At 63.0% G+C, this 16,867-nt stretch carries 17 protein-coding genes; 8 read left to right on the forward strand and 9 right to left on the reverse strand.

Annotated elements, in window-relative coordinates:
• Nucleotides 1-16: 16 nt before the first annotated feature.
• From BLU88_RS01345 to BLU88_RS01360, 4 genes are all read right to left on the reverse strand, one after another.
• Complete coding sequence (locus BLU88_RS01345; protein ID WP_092009328.1) at nt 17-1,192, reverse strand: acyl-CoA dehydrogenase family protein; 1,176 nt, start codon at nt 1,190-1,192, stop codon at nt 17-19.
• 85 nt (nt 1,193-1,277) lie between these two features.
• A complete protein-coding gene (locus tag BLU88_RS01350) occupies nt 1,278-2,426 on the reverse strand; it encodes an acyl-CoA dehydrogenase family protein (RefSeq protein WP_197678167.1) in 1,149 nt (382 codons plus the stop codon).
• A 35-nt stretch (nt 2,427-2,461) separates the two neighbouring features.
• A complete protein-coding gene (locus tag BLU88_RS01355) occupies nt 2,462-4,210 on the reverse strand; it encodes a FumA C-terminus/TtdB family hydratase beta subunit (RefSeq protein WP_092009330.1) in 1,749 nt (582 codons plus the stop codon).
• A 5-nt stretch (nt 4,211-4,215) separates the two neighbouring features.
• Nucleotides 4,216-5,457: a CaiB/BaiF CoA transferase family protein gene (locus BLU88_RS01360; protein WP_092009332.1), complete on the reverse strand. Its 1,242-nt coding sequence runs from the start codon at nt 5,455-5,457 to the stop codon at nt 4,216-4,218.
• Between the two features lie 161 nt (nt 5,458-5,618).
• On the opposite strand from BLU88_RS01360, the gene BLU88_RS01365 reads away from it, so the two are divergent.
• The 4 genes from BLU88_RS01365 to BLU88_RS01380 all read left to right on the forward strand — a co-directional run bounded on the left by BLU88_RS01365 (nt 5,619) and on the right by BLU88_RS01380 (nt 9,462).
• Complete coding sequence (locus BLU88_RS01365; protein WP_167356846.1) at nt 5,619-6,299, forward strand: GntR family transcriptional regulator; 681 nt, start codon at nt 5,619-5,621, stop codon at nt 6,297-6,299.
• Between the two features lie 261 nt (nt 6,300-6,560).
• Nucleotides 6,561-7,595 (forward strand): DctP family TRAP transporter solute-binding subunit, encoded by a 1,035-nt coding sequence (locus BLU88_RS01370; protein WP_157688920.1) that lies wholly within the window; start codon nt 6,561-6,563, stop codon nt 7,593-7,595.
• Nucleotides 7,595-8,179 carry a TRAP transporter small permease gene (locus tag BLU88_RS01375; protein WP_092009339.1) on the forward strand — a complete coding sequence of 195 codons (585 nt, stop codon included), beginning with the start codon at nt 7,595-7,597 and terminating at the stop codon, nt 8,177-8,179. The genes BLU88_RS01370 and BLU88_RS01375 overlap by 1 nt, the downstream gene beginning before the upstream one ends.
• A complete protein-coding gene (locus BLU88_RS01380; protein WP_092009341.1) occupies nt 8,179-9,462 on the forward strand; it encodes a TRAP transporter large permease in 1,284 nt (427 codons plus the stop codon). The genes BLU88_RS01375 and BLU88_RS01380 overlap by 1 nt, the downstream gene beginning before the upstream one ends.
• A 147-nt stretch (nt 9,463-9,609) precedes the next feature.
• Here the strand turns inward: BLU88_RS01380 and BLU88_RS01385 are convergent, their stop codons facing one another.
• Nucleotides 9,610-10,173, reverse strand: a complete 564-nt coding sequence (locus BLU88_RS01385; protein WP_092017019.1) for a dihydrofolate reductase family protein — start codon at nt 10,171-10,173, stop codon at nt 9,610-9,612.
• Nucleotides 10,174-10,294: 121 nt separating this feature from the next.
• Between BLU88_RS01385 and BLU88_RS01390 the strand changes: the two genes are divergently transcribed.
• The 3 genes from BLU88_RS01390 to BLU88_RS01400 all read left to right on the forward strand — a co-directional run bounded on the left by BLU88_RS01390 (nt 10,295) and on the right by BLU88_RS01400 (nt 12,791).
• Entirely contained in the window at nt 10,295-11,209 is a 915-nt protein-coding gene (locus tag BLU88_RS01390; protein ID WP_092009344.1) for an aldo/keto reductase, read from the forward strand.
• Nucleotides 11,210-11,437: 228 nt separating this feature from the next.
• Nucleotides 11,438-12,220: a DUF4190 domain-containing protein gene (locus tag BLU88_RS01395; protein ID WP_092009346.1), complete on the forward strand. Its 783-nt coding sequence runs from the start codon at nt 11,438-11,440 to the stop codon at nt 12,218-12,220.
• A 145-nt stretch (nt 12,221-12,365) separates the two neighbouring features.
• Entirely contained in the window at nt 12,366-12,791 is a 426-nt protein-coding gene (locus BLU88_RS01400) for a GNAT family N-acetyltransferase (RefSeq protein WP_231939699.1), read from the forward strand.
• Here the strand turns inward: BLU88_RS01400 and BLU88_RS01405 are convergent.
• Nucleotides 12,760-14,067 carry an Nramp family divalent metal transporter gene (locus BLU88_RS01405; RefSeq protein WP_092009348.1) on the reverse strand — a complete coding sequence of 436 codons (1,308 nt, stop codon included), beginning with the start codon at nt 14,065-14,067 and terminating at the stop codon, nt 12,760-12,762. The two genes, BLU88_RS01400 and BLU88_RS01405, sit on opposite strands and share 32 nt — an antisense overlap.
• A 239-nt stretch (nt 14,068-14,306) precedes the next feature.
• On the opposite strand from BLU88_RS01405, the gene arr reads away from it, so the two are divergent.
• A complete protein-coding gene (gene arr / locus BLU88_RS01410; RefSeq protein ID WP_092009350.1) occupies nt 14,307-14,720 on the forward strand; it encodes an NAD(+)--rifampin ADP-ribosyltransferase in 414 nt (137 codons plus the stop codon).
• A 77-nt stretch (nt 14,721-14,797) separates the two neighbouring features.
• On the opposite strand, the gene BLU88_RS01415 is transcribed toward arr, so the two are convergent.
• The 3 genes from BLU88_RS01415 to BLU88_RS01425 all read right to left on the reverse strand — a co-directional run bounded on the left by BLU88_RS01415 (nt 14,798) and on the right by BLU88_RS01425 (nt 16,813).
• Nucleotides 14,798-15,268: a carboxymuconolactone decarboxylase family protein gene (locus BLU88_RS01415; RefSeq protein ID WP_092009352.1), complete on the reverse strand. Its 471-nt coding sequence runs from the start codon at nt 15,266-15,268 to the stop codon at nt 14,798-14,800.
• A gap of 8 nt (nt 15,269-15,276) precedes the next feature.
• Nucleotides 15,277-15,651, reverse strand: a complete 375-nt coding sequence (locus BLU88_RS01420) for a GNAT family N-acetyltransferase (protein WP_092009354.1) — start codon at nt 15,649-15,651, stop codon at nt 15,277-15,279.
• Nucleotides 15,652-15,757: 106 nt separating this feature from the next.
• A complete protein-coding gene (locus BLU88_RS01425) occupies nt 15,758-16,813 on the reverse strand; it encodes a pirin family protein (RefSeq protein ID WP_092009357.1) in 1,056 nt (351 codons plus the stop codon).
• Between the last annotated feature and the right edge of the window lie 54 nt (nt 16,814-16,867).

Raw genomic sequence — 16,867 nt, forward strand, 5'->3', positions numbered from 1 at the left:
GCCGTCGGGTAGAAATTCAGCGGCCGAGGAGTTCGTCGGAGATGATGCGCATCTGGATCTCAGACGAGCCCTCGAAGATCTTCGTCAGGCGAGCATCTCTCCAGTGGCGTTCGACGGCGAAGTCTTTCGTGTACCCGGCACCACCATGGATCTGCAGAGCCTCGGAGGTGACCTTCTCGCTCATCTCCCCGGCCAAGTACTTCACCATCGCCGCCTCCTTGTCACAGCGACGACCCGAGTCGATCTCCGTGCACACGTGGTACATCAGCTGCCGGCATGCCTCGATCTGAGCGGCCATGTCCGCGACCTTGAAACGCAGATGCTGGAAATCCGCCAACGGATGGCCGAACTGCTCGCGTTCCTTCAAATATTTGATTGAGTCCTCAAGAGCCGCCTGCGCCAGACCGATCGACCTAGCCGCCGTATGGGCGCGGCCCACTTCGAGACCGGACACCGCCTGGTAGAAACCGCGGCCTTCCTCACCGAGAAGGGAATCGGCTGGCAGGACGAAGTTGTCGAACGACAGCTCCCACGTCTTCCACCCGTGATACCCGATCTTCTTCGCCGGCGCCCCGGAGATCCCCTCGGGGAAGGTGCCGCGTTCCTTCTCGACGAGGAACACCGAGATCCCCCGATGTCGCTTCTCCTCCACCGAGGTGCGGGCGAAGAGAACGATGTAGTCGGCCTGGTCGGCATACGTGCACCACATCTTCGTGCCGTTGATGACCCAATCACCATCGGCATTGCGTTCGGCCTTGCACCGCAGATTCGCGACATCGGACCCGGCCTCGGCCTCGGACAGGGCGAAGGCGCCGAGGTACTCACCGGCAGCGACCTTCGGCAGCAGGCGGGCTTCCTGTTCGGGAGAGAACCCGCCGCCCATCCCGTTTCCGCGAGCCAACAGTCCGGCCACCGACATCCACGCACGTGAGAGCTCCTCGGCCACGAGGCAGTACTCGAACACACCGAGCCCCAGGCCCCCGTACTCTTCGGGGATGAGGATGCCGAAGAAGCCCATCTCCGCCATCTGCTTGACCATCGAATCCGGGAACTGCCCCTCGACGGGGTCGAGCTCGTTGGCGATCGGCAGGACGACATCGCGGACGAACTCGCGGGCGAGCGCCTGAATCTCGAGGCGCTCCTCGGTCATCAGGTGCGGAGTGTCCGGACGCGGACGGGGTTTGTGGGTCATGTTCTTCCCTCGGGTGGAGTGCGTGGTCAGATGGCTAGAGACGAATCGTCCTGGTACGGCACATGTGAGTGTCGCCCTCGACCACTCAGGCCTTGTTCCGGCCGATGAGCTGTTTGGCGATGACGTTCATCTGGATCTCGTTCGTGCCTTCGCCGACGATCATCAGCGGGGCGTCCCGGTAGTAGCGTTCGACGTCGTATTCGGTGGAGTATCCGTAACCGCCATGGACGCGGATGGCGTCGAGGGCCACCTCGGCGGCCATCTCCGAGGCATAGAGCTTCGCCATTCCGGCCTCCATGTCCACACGCGCACCCGAATCATAGGTGCGTGCGGCGTGGAGGACGAGTTGCCGGGCGGCCTCGAGCTTCGTCGCCATCGTGGCGAGCTTGTTGCCCACCGACTGGTGCTTCCAGATCGGCTTGCCCATCGACTCGCGCTCCTGCGAGTACTTCACCGCATCATCGAGCGCCGCCTGCGCAACACCGAGCGACCGGGACGCGACCTGGATGCGGCCGATCTCGAGTCCCTTCATCATCTGCTTGAACCCGACACCCTCGGACCCGCCGAGCAGCTGCGACTGCGGCTGCCTCAGACCGTCGAAGGACAGCTCGCACGTCTCGACTCCCTTGTACCCGAGCTTCGACAGATCCTGGGAGACCGTGAATCCCTCCCCCTTCTCCACGAGGATGATCGAGATGCCCTTATGTCGCGGTTCCGCCTCGGGGTCGGTCTTGCACAGCAGCGCGATGAGGTCGGACTTCCGGGCGTTCGTGATCCACGTCTTCGAGCCATTGATGACGTAATCGTCGCCGTCCTTAGCCGCGATGGTGCGCATCGCCTGCAGGTCGGATCCGCCGCCGGGTTCGGTCAGAGCCATCGTCGCCCGCAGCTCACCCGTGGCCATCCGCGGCAGGTACTGATCCTTCTGCTCATCGGTGCCGTATTCCTGGAGGAGCTTCGCGACGACAGTGTGCCCGCCCATCGCTCCGGCCAGGGACATCCACCCGCGCGCGAGCTCCTGAGTGATGAGCGCATACGCCTCGGTCGAGACCTTGCCCATCCCCCACGGCTCGTCGATGGCGAGCCCGTAGATGCCCATGTCTTTCATCGTCTGGATCCACGCCTCGGGGTATTCGTTGGCGTGCTCGACCTTGTTGACCGATGGCTTGACCTGCTCGTCGATGAATTCGGCGACCAGGTCGATCATCATCTGCTCTTCATTGCTCACTGCCATGTCGAAATCCTCTGTTCGTTCGTCGTTGTCATAGCTCAGTCCAATCGGGTGCCGTCGCGGACCGTGCGGGTGCGGCCGAGGCCGAGCGTCGGCGGACCGGTGCTGTCGAAGAAGTCATTGCCCTTGTCGTCGGTGATGATGAATGCTGGGAAGTCTTCAACGTGGATCTTCCACACCGCTTCCATCCCGAGCTCCTCCATATCGAGGACCTCGACCGAGGTGATGCAATCCTGCGCCAAACGGGCGGCCGGTCCGCCGATCGACCCGAGGTAGAAGCCGCCGAATTCGGCGCAGGAGCTCTTCACCTGCGCGGACCGGTTGCCCTTGCCGAGCATGATCATCGGCCCGCCGGCCTCCTGGAACTGCCGCACATAGGTGTCCATCCGCGACGAGGTGGTCGGACCGAACGACCCCGAAGACATCCCCTCGGGCGTCTTCGCTGGCCCCGCATAGTAGATCGGATGGTCCTTGAAATAGTCGGGAAGCTCCCCACCGGCATCGAGGCGGTCGCGCAGCTCCGCGTGGACGATGTCCCGGGCGACGATGACCGTTCCCGTCAGCGACACTCGGTCGCCGACGGACAGTTCGGACAGCTGCGCCTGCAGGTCCGGCATCGGTCGGTCGAGGTCGATGGCGGTGACATTGCCGGATTCGATCTCCTCGACACGGCCCATCGCGGGCAGGAACCTCGCCGGGTCGTGTTCGAGCTCTTCGATGAACACGCCGCCGGAGTTGATGCGGGCGATGATCTGCCGGTCGGCCGAACAGCTCACGGCGATCGCGATCGGCAGGGACCCGTTGTGGCGGGGCAGCCGGACGACGCGAACATCGTGGCAGAAGTACTTGCCGCCGAACTGGGCGCCGAAGCCGAGGTTCTGCGTGAGTTCGAAGACGGTCTTCTCGAACTCCCGGTCCCGGAATCCGTGTCCCAACTCGGCGTCTCCGGTCTCCGGCAGGTCATCGAGATAATGGGCGCTGGCGAGCTTCGCGGTTTTGAGCGTGAACTCGGCCGACGGTCCGCCGATGACGACAGCCAGATGATAAGGAGGGCAGGCCGCGGTGCCCAGAGTGGAGATCTTCTCCGCGAGGAAGTCAAGCATGGCCGACTCGTTGAGCACGGCCTTCGTCTCCTGGTAGAGGAAGGACTTGTTCGCACTGCCTCCGCCTTTGGCCATGAACAGGAGCTCATAGTCGTCGGCGGGGCTCAGCGCCACTTCGATCTGGGCGGGCAGGTTCGTGCCGGTGTTCGTCTCCTCGAACAGGCTCGTCGGTGCCAGCTGCGAGTACCGGAGGTTGAGCTCCTCGTAGGCACGGCCGATTCCGCGGGACAGGTGCCTGGCGTCGTCGCCGTCGGTGAGCACGTTCGGGCCGCGCTTGGCCGAGACGATCGCCGTGCCCGTGTCCTGACACATCGGCAGGATCTCCCCGGCCGAGACCGCGGCGTTCTGCAGCAGGTCGAGGGCGACGAAGACGTCGTTGTCGCTGGCTTCCGGATCGTCGATGATCGCTCGCAGGCTGGCCAAGTGGTCCGTGCGCAGATAGTGCGAGATCTCTTTGAAGGCCACCTCGGCAAGGTCGGTCAGGGTCTCCGGTGCCACCGTGAGGAACGTGCGCGACGTCCCGGCCACCTCGGTGGTGGTCGTCTCCACTCCCCCGATGTCGAGCCTGCGCATCCGCGGGCCTTCGCCATCGGTGGGCAGCAGGGGCGAGTAGGCGAAGCCGTCGGTATCGGTCCTCGCCGAGGCGGCGCTGCCGTCAGTCGTGCGTGCGGATTCGTCGTCCATCGCTGTCAGATCACCCCGTTGACGCGCAGTTCGCCGATCGCCTCGGCGTCCATTCCCAGTTCGCCGAGGATGGACTCCGAATTCTGCCCCACCGCGGGGATCGGATCCATCCGCGGACCCACCCCGGACATCTCGACCGGGGGCGCGAGCATGGAGATCGGACCGGCGGGGGTCTCGACCTCGTGCCAGCGGTGGCGCTCGGTCAGCTGCGGGTGGTCGGCGATCTCGCTCATATCGCGCTGCTTCGAATGGGCGACTGCTGCCTGTTCGAGCAGGGCGTCGCAGGATTCGCCGGTGAGCGCGGAGAAGGCTCCCTCGATGATCTCCTGGAGTTCGTGCCGGTGGGCATAGCGGTGAGCGGCGCGGTCGAAGCGGTCATCGGTGACCATATCAGGGCGGTCGAGAACCTGAGTGGCGAAGCGTTCCCATTCGCGTTCGTTCTGGATCGCAAGCATGATCTGAGTGCCATCGCCGCAGGTAAAAGCACCGTAGGGGGCGATGGCGGCATGGGAAGTGCCGGCACGCGTGGGGCGGGTGCCGCCGTAACGGGTGAAGTAGAGGGGGTAGCCCATCCATTCGACGAGGGAATCGAAGAGGCTCGTCGACAAGGTGGCGCCCTCGCCAGTGCGCTCGCGGTTGTACAGAGCGGTGAGGATGCCGGAGTACGTGTACATTCCCGCGGCGATATCTGCCGTCGAGATTCCCGTCTTTGCGGGGAACTCCTCTGTTCCGGTCACGGAGACCAGTCCTGCCTCGGCCTGCACAAGTGCATCGTAGGCCTTCGCATCTTTGTACGGCCCGTCCGTTCCGTATCCGGAGATCGACGCGTGGATGAGTCGAGGGTTGATCGAACGGAGGGCGTCGGTACCGAGACCGAGCCTCTCTGCGGCGCCAGGCGCGAAGTTCTGGATGAAGACATCGGCCGAGGCGATGAGTCCATGGAGGATCTTAAGCCCGTCGGAGTTCTTGAGATCGAGAGCCAGGCTCTCCTTGTTCCGGTTGATCCACACGAAGTGGCTAGAGAGCCCGTTGACGGTCGTGTCGTAACCGCGGGCGAAGTCACCGACGCCGGGACGTTCGATCTTGATGACCCGGGCTCCGAGATCCGCCAGCTGGCGTGAGGCGAAGGGTGCGGCAACTGCCTGTTCGCAGCTGATGACAGTGATGCCGGTCAGCGGCAGGTTCCGGTCGGTCGCGTCGTCCTGCCCCACAGGGCTCGGTACGGACGTCGGTGCAGCAGTGGCCATCAGCCCTCCACGACGAGTGTGAAACATTGACACCCACATCATACATATCTCATCAGATAATGCATTATCTGATCTCGAACAGCCCTTCGGCCTGTAGACTGAGACCACCGAGACATGAAAAGTCGCCTGCTGGTGGTGGGCGCACGAACGAAAGGCATCGGGTGGATCAGGAGTCGGCATCGACGAAGCGGGACGTCATCGTCCTCGGCCTGCGTCGCAAGATCCTCTCCCGCGAGCTCGATCGCGGCGAACGACTGCGACAGGACCAGGTCGCCGACTGGTTCAACGCTTCCATCACCCCGGTCAGGGAGGCCCTGCGGATCCTCGAAGCCGAGGGTCTCGTCACCTCCGAAGCACACCGGGGCGTCCGTGTCGCCGGCGTCGACGTCGACCGCCTCAAATCCCTCTTCGTCACCCGCAAGCTCACCGAGACCTTCGCCATCGCTCGCGCCACGACGCGGATCTCTCGGCACGAGCTGCGCCAGGCCGAGCGCCTGCTCGAGGCGCTTGACGAGGCCAGCGCCGACGGTGATTCGCTGGGACGTAACACCCGCAACGAGGAGTTCCACTTCTTCTTCTACGACCGCTGCGGAATGCCCGCGCTGCGCGACGACATCGCTGCACGCTGGCGAGCGTTCCCGTGGGACCTCACCCTCGACAGCCCCGAGCGACTCGACCAGGTGCACGCCGAACACCAGTCGATCGTCGATGCCGTGCGTGACGTCGATCCGGATCGGGCGGCGCGCCGCCTCGGCGATCACATCACGAACGGCTTTCTCCGCCTGGCCGAATCAACGACGGGCCACGCAGTCTCCGACCCCTTCGACTTCGACACGGACTGACTGCCTCAGCACGGCCCGTAGGCGCCACCCCTCCGGGATCCACACCCGGGAAGCCACTCCCCGACAAATAATGCATTATTCGTGAGATCATATTGGAAATTGTCGAAAAGTCCTCTAGGCTCGTGAACGGTCGATCGAAAACATGACTCGGCACGAGCTCTCCACCCGGCAATGACCAGCCGTCGTCATCGGTGAGCTCAGCCGCACACTCCCGATCGGCATCGCCCCTGGCCAACCTGACTGGAGCTGACGATGACGTCAATGAGACGACCGAGATGGAAGCCGCTGATCGCGGGCCTCTCGATAAGCCTCCTGCTGCTGAGCGGATGCAATCCCGCCCGCAGCGAAGATCAACAGAAATTCGAACTGCGCTTCGCCCATGTCACCTCGGTGGGCACACCGAAGGGACTGGCCGCCGACTTCTTCGCCGAACAGGTCGAGAAGAAGTCCGACGGCCGCATCGAAGTCGAGGTGTTCCCGAACTCGGAACTCTACGGCGATAAGGACGAGATGCAGGCCATCCAGTCCAATGCCGTCCAGGTCCTGGCCCCGGCGAGTGCGAAGTTCACGACGATCGCGCCGAGCCTGCAGGTTCTCGACCTGCCGTTCATCTTCGACGATCCGGACGAGATTCCCGAAGTCGCCAGTCCTGATACGGAGATCGGCAAGGCGATCTACGCCAATCCCGATCTGGAAGCCAATGGGCTCAAGGTCCTCGGTCTGTGGGACTCGGGGATGAAGCAGATCCACTCGAACAACAAGACGCTGAAGCCCGAGGACATGAAGGGCAAGAAGTACCGCATCCAACCCTCGGACGTGCTGCGTACCCAGTTCGAGACCTGGGGTGGCATTCCGACTCCGCTCGCATTCGCCGAGGTCTACAGCGGCTTGCAGCAGGGGCTCATCGACGGTGGTGAGAACACCTACTCGAATATCCAGTCGCAGAACATGCACACCGTCCAGAAGTACGTGACCGAACTCGATCACGGCTACATCGGCTACATCCTCACGGTGAACAAGCGTTGGTACGACGAGCTGCCGGACGACCTGCAGACCGCAGTCGACGAGGCCGCCGATGAGGCCAGCGAGTTCAACCGCAAGGAAGCTCAGAAGGTCAACGAAGAGTCGAAGAGGACCATCGAGGAATCCGGCGGCACGGAGATCGTCATCCCGAGCAAGGAAGAGCGCCAAGCCTTCAAGGACATGGTCGTGCCGTCCGAATACGAGAAGTACCGCGACATCATCGGTCCCGAGGTCGTCGACGAACTGCTCGAACGCAACGCGGAGAGGGGCTGATGATGAAGACCATCGACACGTACCTCAGCCGGGTCGAGAACCTCCTCGCGGGAGGTTGCCTCATCGCGGCCACCGCCTTGGCGGTCTTCGCCGTGCTCCTGCGCAATATCACCGGTGACGTCCTCTTCTGGTCCGAAGAAGCCGTCATCTACCTCATCATCTTCTCGACGTTCTTCGGCGCCGTCGTCACCCTGCGCCACAACGAGCACGTGGCCGTCGACATCATGCCGGCGCTGCTCAAGGGCAGGGCGAAGAAGTTCTTCGTCGTCCTCGGCGGGCTGGCCACTCTGGTCTACGCCGGCTTCATCGCCTACCTGTCGTGGGCGCTCATCACCGAACCGTTCTCGCGGACGACGATCACCCCGGCGCTCAAGCTGCCGCTGTGGGTCGTCGAGCTCTCGCTGGCCGTGGGGATGACGTTGTTCTTCATCCGCGCGGTGGAAATGACGGTCCGGGCTCTGCGCACTCCTGCGACGGAGCTCGACAAGGATATCCTCGCCGAGGAGGCCGCCGCCGTCGGCATCGATGTCGACGACATCGCGATCGTCGATGACGGACCCGATGAGAAGGGAGGCGCTCGCTGATGTTCGAAGCCACCATCGTCCTCGTCGTCGTCCTCATCGCACTGCTCGTCACCTCGGCGCCGATCGCGGTCGCCTTGGGCCTGACCAGCCTCGTCTACTTCTATTACTTCACGCTCATTCCGATGACACAGGTCTCGGAACGGCTGTTCAACGCCCTGAATTCGTTCCCGCTCATGGCGATCCCGTTCTTCATCCTCGCGGCGAACATCATGTCCCGCGGTGGGATCTCGAGGCGGCTGACCGACTTCGGTGCGGCCATGGTCGGGCACCTGCGCGGCGGTATGGCGATCACCACGGTGCTCGCGTGCATGTTCTTCGCCGCAGTCTCGGGATCCTCGCCGGCCACGGTCGTCGCGGTCGGTGCGTTGATGATTCCGGCGATGGTGAAGAACGGGTACCCGAAGGAATTCTCCACGGGACTCGTGGCCACCTCGGGGTCGTTGGGCATCCTCATCCCACCGTCGATTCCGCTCATCGTCTTCGGCATCGCCACCGAGCAGAACATCGGCGACCTGTTCCTCGCAGGCGTCCTGCCGGGCATCCTCGCCGGTGTGATGCTGTTGGGGATGGCTGTCTTCGTCGCATGGAAGAAGGGCTACGGTCACGCCGGGGTCGGCTTCCGGATGTCGAACAAGGACAAACTCAAGGCATTCCGGGATGCGATCCTCGCCCTGGCCCTGCCGTTCCTCGTTCTCGGCGGAATCTACTCCGGATGGTTCACCCCCACCGAGGCGGCAGCCGTGGCCGTGGCCTATTCGCTGGTCGTGTCGCTGCTCATCTACCGCGAGATCAAGTTCTCGCAGCTGTGGGAAGTCACGTTAGCGTCGGTGAAGACCTCGGCCATGGTCATGTTCATCATCGCCAACGGCATCCTCTTCACCTTCGTGCTCGCCAGCGAGCGGATTCCCGGACAGATCTCGACGACGATCACCGAATGGGACCTGCAGCCGTGGCAGTTCCTCATCCTCGTCAACATCCTGCTGCTGTTCGTCGGCTGCGTGATGGAGACATCCTCGGCGATCCTCATCCTCGCCCCGATCCTGCTGCCGATCGCGATGGAGCTGGGCATCGACCCGATCCACTTCGGCATCATCGTGGTGATGAACCTCGAGATCGGCATGATCACACCGCCGCTTGGGCTCAACCTGTTCGTCGCCTCTGGAATGTCGGGCATGAGCGTCGTCGGAGTGGCGAAGGCCGCATTGCCCAGTGCTCTGGTGCTGCTGACGGCGCTTGCGCTGGTCACGTTCGTACCATTCTTCGCCACGGCGTTCGTGGGGTGAGCGTGTAAGTCAGAGCGAGCCGCGCGATTCGATTGGGACCGCGGGCCGGGTCGGGGCACAGTGAGTGCAGTCGGCCTGGCCCGCGGTTTTCTGTTTCCGGAGGTCTCCGTCACAAGTGACATTGAGTCGTCGCTCGCCGCAGACGGCCTATTCGGATGCGCGAGGCGTCGGCCCATCCACGACACGGTAGGTGGTCTGCACCATTCCGCCGTCGAGGACCTCAGTCCGGACGTGTTCCAGGTCGACATCGCCGCCGAGCGGACCGAACAGTGATGGCCCATCGCCGATGAGCACGGGTACGTAGGAGAGCGTGATCTCGTCGACAAGTTTCGCAGCTAAGAACCAACGAATGGTCTCCCCGCCATCGGCATAGACCCTCCGACGGCCATCTCTCTGCAATGCGTCGATGGCGGATTCGGGGTTGCGGTGCACGGTGATTCGAGAGTCGACATCCGGTGAGAGGGTCGTGCTGATCACGTGGATCGGGCGGTCGAGGTACGGCCAGTCTTCGTAGGCTGCGATGGCTTCAAAGGTCCTCCGCCCCATCACCAAGGAATCAACCGACTCGAGGAACGGAGTGAACCCCGCGTCTCCGGCAGCTGCGCCTCGGCGGGTCAGCCACTCCAAGTCCCCGTCGGGCCGCGCTATTCGCCCGTCGACGCTCAACCCGAGGAAGACTACGGCGCGGAGAGACTGCTCTGACCCGGACATGAGTCCAAGTGTCTCAACGACGCGCAGTGACATTCAATAGAGATCGGTCCCAGATCGATGAACAGTGAGTTCGCCGCCACCTCTTGACGACGAGCGAACTCACAGTCGTAGGTTGGGTGCCATGACTCTCCTCGACACCGCTGACGTCTACGGTGAACCTCGCAAAGGCACCACCGGGCCCGCCGGAACGAACGAGGAGATGCTCGCTCCGTTCCTCGCCAAACGCCGCGATGACGTCCAGCTCGCCACGAAATTCGGCATCACTGGGTTACGCACACTCTCCGACGGATCGACGAAACGCACCGACGGACGGCCCGAATATGCACACGAAGCGTGCGACGCTTCGCTGCGCTGCCTCGGCGTGGATTCGATCGATCTCTACTACCTCCATCGGCCGGATCCCGATGTTCCCATCGAGGACACAGTCGGGGCGATGGCCGAGCTGGTCACGACCGGCAAGGTCGCGCACATCGGGCTGTCCGAGGTCACCGCGGACGAGCTGCGCCGCGCCCATGCGATCCACCCGATCACCGCGGTCCAATCCGAATGGAGCCTGTGGTCGCGCGACGTCGAAGACCATGTCGTGCCCGCCTGCGCCGAGCTCGGCGTCGGGTTCGTCCCGTACAGCCTGCTGGGCCGCGGATTCCTCACCGGCACTCTGACGAAGGACCAGGTGGCAGGCGATGTCCGTGGCGGGACCGCGCGCATGGGTCATGCGTGGGATGCCAACCAGCGGATCGTCTCCATCGTCGCCGAGGTGGCCGACCGTCACGGAGCGACCAACGCTCAGGTGGCGTTGGGTTGGCTCCTCCACCGTGCGACCGAAATGGGGGTCAACGCGGTTCAGATTCCGGGCTCACGCAAGCCCGAACGCAGCATGGAGAACCTCAGCGCGCTCGACCTGCGACTCGAGCCTGCGGATATGAGGCGACTCGATGAGATCCGCGCTCTCGTCGAGGGAGGTCGCAACATCGTCGACAATCCGAAATGGATCAGTTCCGGTCGGGAGATAGTGCGGCACGAACCCTCACTTTAGCCAGGGAATGGGCACGGCTTAAAGCTGCCGACCGTCATCGCAGCGATGCCCCGTCGAACTCCAACTGCACAGAACACCTCCGGAGCAGGCGAGTCCACCGTGCGCACTCCGTGACCTGGCTAAACGTTACGGAACCGTGCTCATTATTGGTCAAATCCTAAGTACAACTACGCCTAATATCGAGTCATATATCCCCTGCAACATTTTGGACTCGAAGGAACCCTGCCCTTGACCTACTATCAGCCTGTTCAGTATGCCCAAATGCGCCCGCAGCCGAAGAACGGATTCGGCACGACGGCACTCGTATTGGGGATAATTGCACTCGTACTCGCGTTCATCCCATTCGTATCGCTTTTCACCGCAATACCGCTGGGGATCGTTGGTGGAATCTTTGGAATCCTCGGGGTCGTTCGGGCGTCCAGGCGAGTCGCAACGAACAAAGTAGCTTCAATCTTCGGCCTCGTCGCTTCAATTCTGGCGATCCTCCTCGCCCTGACGTCTAGCATTGCAACTGGTGCGTTCATCGGATCACTGGGTTCTGATCAAAGTGACACACAGTCAGCAGCGCAACCAGCAGCCCAGCCGGCTGAAGACGTTCAGGAAATGGAACCGACGACGGACCAATTTCCGGGACAAACAGAGGACGACATTGTCGGCAAACCAGGCGAAGAGATCAGCACACGTGGAGTCAAGGTCACTGCTGAAGAGCTACGGGCCGTCAATGATACTTTCGGCGCCCAGCTTTGTTCGAAAGTCACCATCAAGAATGACGGAGACTCAGAAGTTTCCTACAACGCTTACGACTGGAAGCTTCAGTATCCATCTGGAGATATGAAAGACACGACCCTCTCTGGAGAGGATCCGCTTCATTATGGAGATATTGCTCCCGGCGGTAGCGCCGACGGGAATCTGTGCTTTGACGATACCGGCGAAAAGGGAGAATACGCGCTGATCAGCGAAGACGTGTTCAGCTTGAGCAGCGAACGCGCCGTTTGGATCACTAAGCGCTAGCGCTCACTAATGTGCCGGCACATGATCGCCTCCCGTCTGCGACACTGTGTTCATGGATGCTGCACCGCAGATTGACGCGTACCAGCCGTCACACCGTGATGCACTGTTGGGTCTGTCGATTCGTGCGTAGGAGCCGATCTTTCCCCTGCTCGAGACCGACGTCCCAGACTTCGTCTACGAATCGTTCTACCCGCGAGATTGGCGGGAAGGTCAGTACGATGATCTCGCCAAGACGCTTGACGACGAACCGCAACAGATCGACGTTGCGCTGCTCGCCGGGTCACCGGTGGGGTGGGTCTGCACTCGTTTACATCCGGAGGATCGTATGGGCGAGGTCTACGTCCTCGCCGTTGACCCTCGACACCAGCGACAAAGCATCGGCAACGCACTCCTTGAGCATTCGTTCGAACGCATTCGTCGTGCCGACATGAACATGGTCATGGTCGAGACCGGCGATGATCGGGGGCATGCTCCGGCACGTTCGGCTTATGATGCAGCCGGCTTCGAACGCTGGCCGGTGGCCCGATACTTCAAAGGTCTCACCCCACTAACCCCATCACCGACTCCTTGACCTGCAGCGCCGCAAGGAACCCGAACAGCGCCAAGCACACGGTCAGCAGCACGTTCGACCACTTCGTATTGCGCAGCTGAGTCGGAACCGATGAGCGGTTGAGGATGACGAGCAGCGCCAGGGCGAGCACCGGCAGGATGAACGCACTGATCGCCGCGTAGACGAGCACAAGAGTGACGGGTTTTCCGAGGCTCATGATGACCACCGTCGCGACCGAGAGGTAGATGAGGACTCCGCGGAACTCGATTGACTTCGCCGACATCTCATTGGCAGGCTCGTCCTGATGCGGGTACCTGCGCAGCACGCGCAGACAATCCGCGGTGACGTAGGCGATACCGGAGAACCCGCCGAGCACGCTCGTGTACACCACGGCCAGGAAGCTGATGAGGAAGACGAGTCGCCCGGTCTCACCGATCCGCCCGACGAGATCATCGGCGATGGCGAAAAGCGCATCGTTGTCCGAGATCGTGAAGCCCTGCCCGTAGAGGATGAAGGCACCCACGGCGCTCATCGCCACGGCGAAGACGAAGACGAGTCCATAGCTGATGAACAGGTCGAGCCGGACGACCGGCTTCCAGTCTGGGGTCCGCCATGCTTTCTCACGGATCCAGAACGAGTAGGCGAGGATGCCAGTCGCTCCCCCGACCCCGCCGATGAGCGACATCACCGTGATGATCGAGGTGTTCGGGAAAGTCGGCATGATCGTCGCCGCGGCGACCTCCTGCGCGTCCTGGCCCTGGAACACGGAGATCGCCAGGGCGAGGATGCCGAAGAACATGATGATTCCGAAACCCATCATGGCCTTTTCGACGATCCCGTAGCGGCCGATGCCGACAAGCACCGCGGCGGAGACGAGCACGACGATCGCGGTCGGCCAGAATGGGAGGACGGGGAAGATCGACTGCAGGATCGTCGTCGTCACCGCGACGACACCGGCACCGAAGAACAGGCCGACGAGCAGCTCTGCGATGAGGAACAGCACCGGGAACGTCCGTCCGCCGAACCGGGTGAGGTGGGAGATCAAAGACCGGTCACCACTCATCTGCAGCCTGGAAACCGCCTCGGAGAGGACGAATTTGAGGATGATGCCGACCGTGAACACCCAGATGAGTGCGAGACCGTATTCCGCGCCGGAGTTCATCGTCGTGATCATGTCCGAGGCACCGACGCTCGCGAGGGCCAGAACGATCCCCGGACCGATGAGGCGGAGCCGTCCGGTCAGTGATGTCGGCGCCGAGGCGGCGTTCTTCGTCTGCGATGTCGTTTCGGCGGACATAGGCGGGTGAGGCTCCTTCACGTGGGTACGTCGACGATGCCGCCGGAACCGTTGTCTCGGGGCATCGTTCGCTCAGGAGAGTATCGCCGAAGTTATCGAATCGCGGGACTGAAGTCTCAGCACCCGGGAAGCAACCCTGCTTCAATCCGTGTCGCAGCGCTCTTCACTGCCCGCTCAAGGTCCATTCTAGTCGCCAGTTCTGAGGACGATTCGCAATCTTCGGGCGTATATTCGACGCCATGGCTGCAGCACTCGATGAGGGACCCTTCTTCCATGGCACCCGTGCCGAACTCGCACCCGGCGACCTGCTGACCGCCGGCTTCGCCTCGAACTACCGACCCCAAGAGACAATGAACCACATCTATTTCACGGCCCTGCCCGACGGTGCAGGGTTGGCCGCCGAGGTGGCCGCCCTCAACGGCGGACAGCCGCACATCTACGAGGTCGAACCCCTCGGCGACTACGTCGACGACCCGAACGTCACGGACAAGAAGTTCCCCGGCAACCCCACTCGCTCCTTTCGCAGTACCGAACCCCTGCGCATCGTACGCGAGGTCACCGACTGGAAGCGCCTGAGCGAGCAGGACCTGCAGATGTGGCGCGAACGCCTCGCGGCCATCCGCGAGGACGATGACAAAGAGATCATCAACTGACACCGCCGAGGCGGCACAGCACATCTCACTGCTCCCGCGAGGAGTCAACCTCGCTTCGCTCCGAAGCCCGCGCGAACTCAGTCCTGCTTGGCTCCGAACACCGGGTGGTCGCTGGCGATCGAAATGCGGTTGAACGCGTTGATGAGGATCGTCGACCATTCGATCGCAGAGATCTGCTCGGTCGTCAGGAACTGCGCCACCTCGGCGGCGATCGCATCCCGATCCTCCGTTTTGTCCAGCACGGTCAACGACTCGGCCAGGGTCAGCGCAGCGAACTCCTGATCGGTGAAGATCTCAGCCTCGTGCCAGCTCGGCAGCACATCGAGCTTGAGCTGGGAGACCCCGGCCTTCCTGGCCGCCGGGGCATGGATGCTCAGGCAGGTGCGGCAGCCGTTGATCTGCGAAACACGCGTGTTGACGAGTTCGATAAGCCCGTCATCGAGGCCCGCGGCGCGTGAGGCTTTCCGCGAGGCCGCGGCCGCCTGGGCCAGCGCCTTGTAGTTCTCCGGGTGGATCTTGTCGATGAATGGTCTGCTGGCGTTGTTCATTCCCTCACTCACGCCTGTCGCTTGACGATGTCGAAGTCGGCGCCGGTGGCATTGCGGAACTTACCGCCCTGCGCGGCATAGTCATCGCCGGTCTCCTGCAGCTTCTTGACGAAGAGCGGACAGACTGGCACGACCGTGATCCCGCGCTCGCGCGAATCCTCGAGCGCCTCGGCGACGAGGAACTTCGACAGTCCACGACCGCCGAACTGCTCGTCGACGACCGTGTGATAGAAGATGCGTTCGGCCTCGGGCTCCGGCCCGGGCAGGAAATACGCGTGCCCGGCCACGGTCCCATCGGCCACGGAAATCTCATAGGCCTGAGTTGATTCGTTCAGTGAGACCGTGACTTCGGCCCCGGTCTTGTCTTCGAATGTCTTCGACATGGTGGGCTCTCCTTCTGCTGTGGCGGCTCGGTGTCAGTTCATCTGTTCCGGCTGTGTATCGCGGCGAATTCGGTCGCCGCTGACTAGGACAGAAATCGACGCGAACTTATTCCGCGGGTCCGCCTTGGACCTGCGGAGGTGGATTCTTCCGTGCTTTGATCGTGACGTCGGGCAGCCGAGGCGCGGGCAGCCGGCCCATGCCATCGGCATTCTTACCGGGCCCGCCCTTGCCGACGTAGCCGTCGACGGCGCCGAAACGATCACCTTCGGCCTGCCATTCCTCGCGGAACTGGGCGATCTCCTCGTGGGTACGCCCGACGAAATTCCACCACATGACGATGTCTTCCGGGAATGGTTCGCCGCCGATGAGGATGAGTCGGCCGGGTTCGTCGCCGCGGTTGGCGATGCGCAGCTCCTCGACGCCGATCCCCGTATAGCCGATCGACGCCACCGGCAGTTCGACGTTCTCCAGGGCGATATCGCCCGAATCGACGAGGAGGCCGTGCTCGAACCGCGGATCGACGGGCAGGTCGATGACTGCTCCCGGATCGAGACGGATCTCGGCGCCGACCAGCGGGGTGTGCGTGCGCACCGGTGACGATCCTTCGCCGAGGCGGCCGAGGAAGACGAGCATCTCCCCGCCGTCTAGCGACACCGGCTCGGGTTCGAAGTGCTCGAATTCGCGTTCGGGCTGGTGGCGCGTGGCATCGGGCAGGGCCAGCCACAGCTGGACACCGTGCAGCGTCGTCGTCTCCTCGGTCGAGACCTCCGAGTGGCAGATGCCGGCTCCTGCGGTCATGAGGTTGACCTCGCCGGGCAGGACGAGGCCCGCATTGCCGCCGGAGTCGATGTGCTGGATGGCACCGTCGAACAGCCAGCTCACGGTCTGCAGGCCGGTGTGCGGGTGGGGTGCGACGTCCATCCCGCCGGTGACGGAGACATCGGCCGGGCCGTAGTGGTCGACGAAACACCAGGGTCCGATCAGCGAGCGCTGGCGCTGCGGCAGGGTCCGGCGCACGGTCATCGCACGAGGTCCGCCCAGCGGCACTTCGCGGGAAGTGATGATCTCGACAGGGGAACGTCCCTGCTGGTCACAGTTGGGGCCGGGGAGGCCGCCGGCAGTGCAGACGACTTGTTCGGGGCGAGTCTCGACGTTGCTCATGGCTACATCGTAGCCGCCTTCCTATCTCACGGGGAGGATCTCCCTGCCGGTACG

Origin of the sequence: Brevibacterium siliguriense (assembly GCF_900105315.1) — a bacterium.
In the GTDB taxonomy this organism is placed as follows: domain Bacteria; phylum Actinomycetota; class Actinomycetes; order Actinomycetales; family Brevibacteriaceae; genus Brevibacterium; species Brevibacterium siliguriense.

Excerpts from the sequence above, each read along its gene's own strand:
- BLU88_RS01415 (WP_092009352.1), bottom strand. The coding sequence starts at position 15,268 with ATGAACAACGCCAGCAGACCATTCATCGACAAGATCCACCCGGAGAAC.
- BLU88_RS01420 (WP_092009354.1), bottom strand. The coding sequence starts at position 15,651 with ATGTCGAAGACATTCGAAGACAAGACCGGGGCCGAAGTCACGGTCTCA.
- BLU88_RS01425 (WP_092009357.1), bottom strand. The coding sequence starts at position 16,813 with ATGAGCAACGTCGAGACTCGCCCCGAACAAGTCGTCTGCACTGCCGGC.
- BLU88_RS01360 (WP_092009332.1), bottom strand. The coding sequence starts at position 5,457 with ATGGCCACTGCTGCACCGACGTCCGTACCGAGCCCTGTGGGGCAGGAC.
- BLU88_RS01380 (WP_092009341.1), top strand. The coding sequence starts at position 8,179 with ATGTTCGAAGCCACCATCGTCCTCGTCGTCGTCCTCATCGCACTGCTC.
- BLU88_RS01345 (WP_092009328.1), bottom strand. The coding sequence starts at position 1,192 with ATGACCCACAAACCCCGTCCGCGTCCGGACACTCCGCACCTGATGACC.
- BLU88_RS01370 (WP_157688920.1), top strand. The coding sequence starts at position 6,561 with ATGAGACGACCGAGATGGAAGCCGCTGATCGCGGGCCTCTCGATAAGC.
- BLU88_RS01385 (WP_092017019.1), bottom strand. The coding sequence starts at position 10,173 with ATGTCCGGGTCAGAGCAGTCTCTCCGCGCCGTAGTCTTCCTCGGGTTG.
- BLU88_RS01405 (WP_092009348.1), bottom strand. The coding sequence starts at position 14,067 with ATGTCCGCCGAAACGACATCGCAGACGAAGAACGCCGCCTCGGCGCCG.
- BLU88_RS01375 (WP_092009339.1), top strand. The coding sequence starts at position 7,595 with ATGATGAAGACCATCGACACGTACCTCAGCCGGGTCGAGAACCTCCTC.
- arr (WP_092009350.1), top strand. The coding sequence starts at position 14,307 with ATGGCTGCAGCACTCGATGAGGGACCCTTCTTCCATGGCACCCGTGCC.
- BLU88_RS01350 (WP_197678167.1), bottom strand. The coding sequence starts at position 2,426 with ATGGCAGTGAGCAATGAAGAGCAGATGATGATCGACCTGGTCGCCGAA.
- BLU88_RS01390 (WP_092009344.1), top strand. The coding sequence starts at position 10,295 with ATGACTCTCCTCGACACCGCTGACGTCTACGGTGAACCTCGCAAAGGC.
- BLU88_RS01355 (WP_092009330.1), bottom strand. The coding sequence starts at position 4,210 with ATGGACGACGAATCCGCACGCACGACTGACGGCAGCGCCGCCTCGGCG.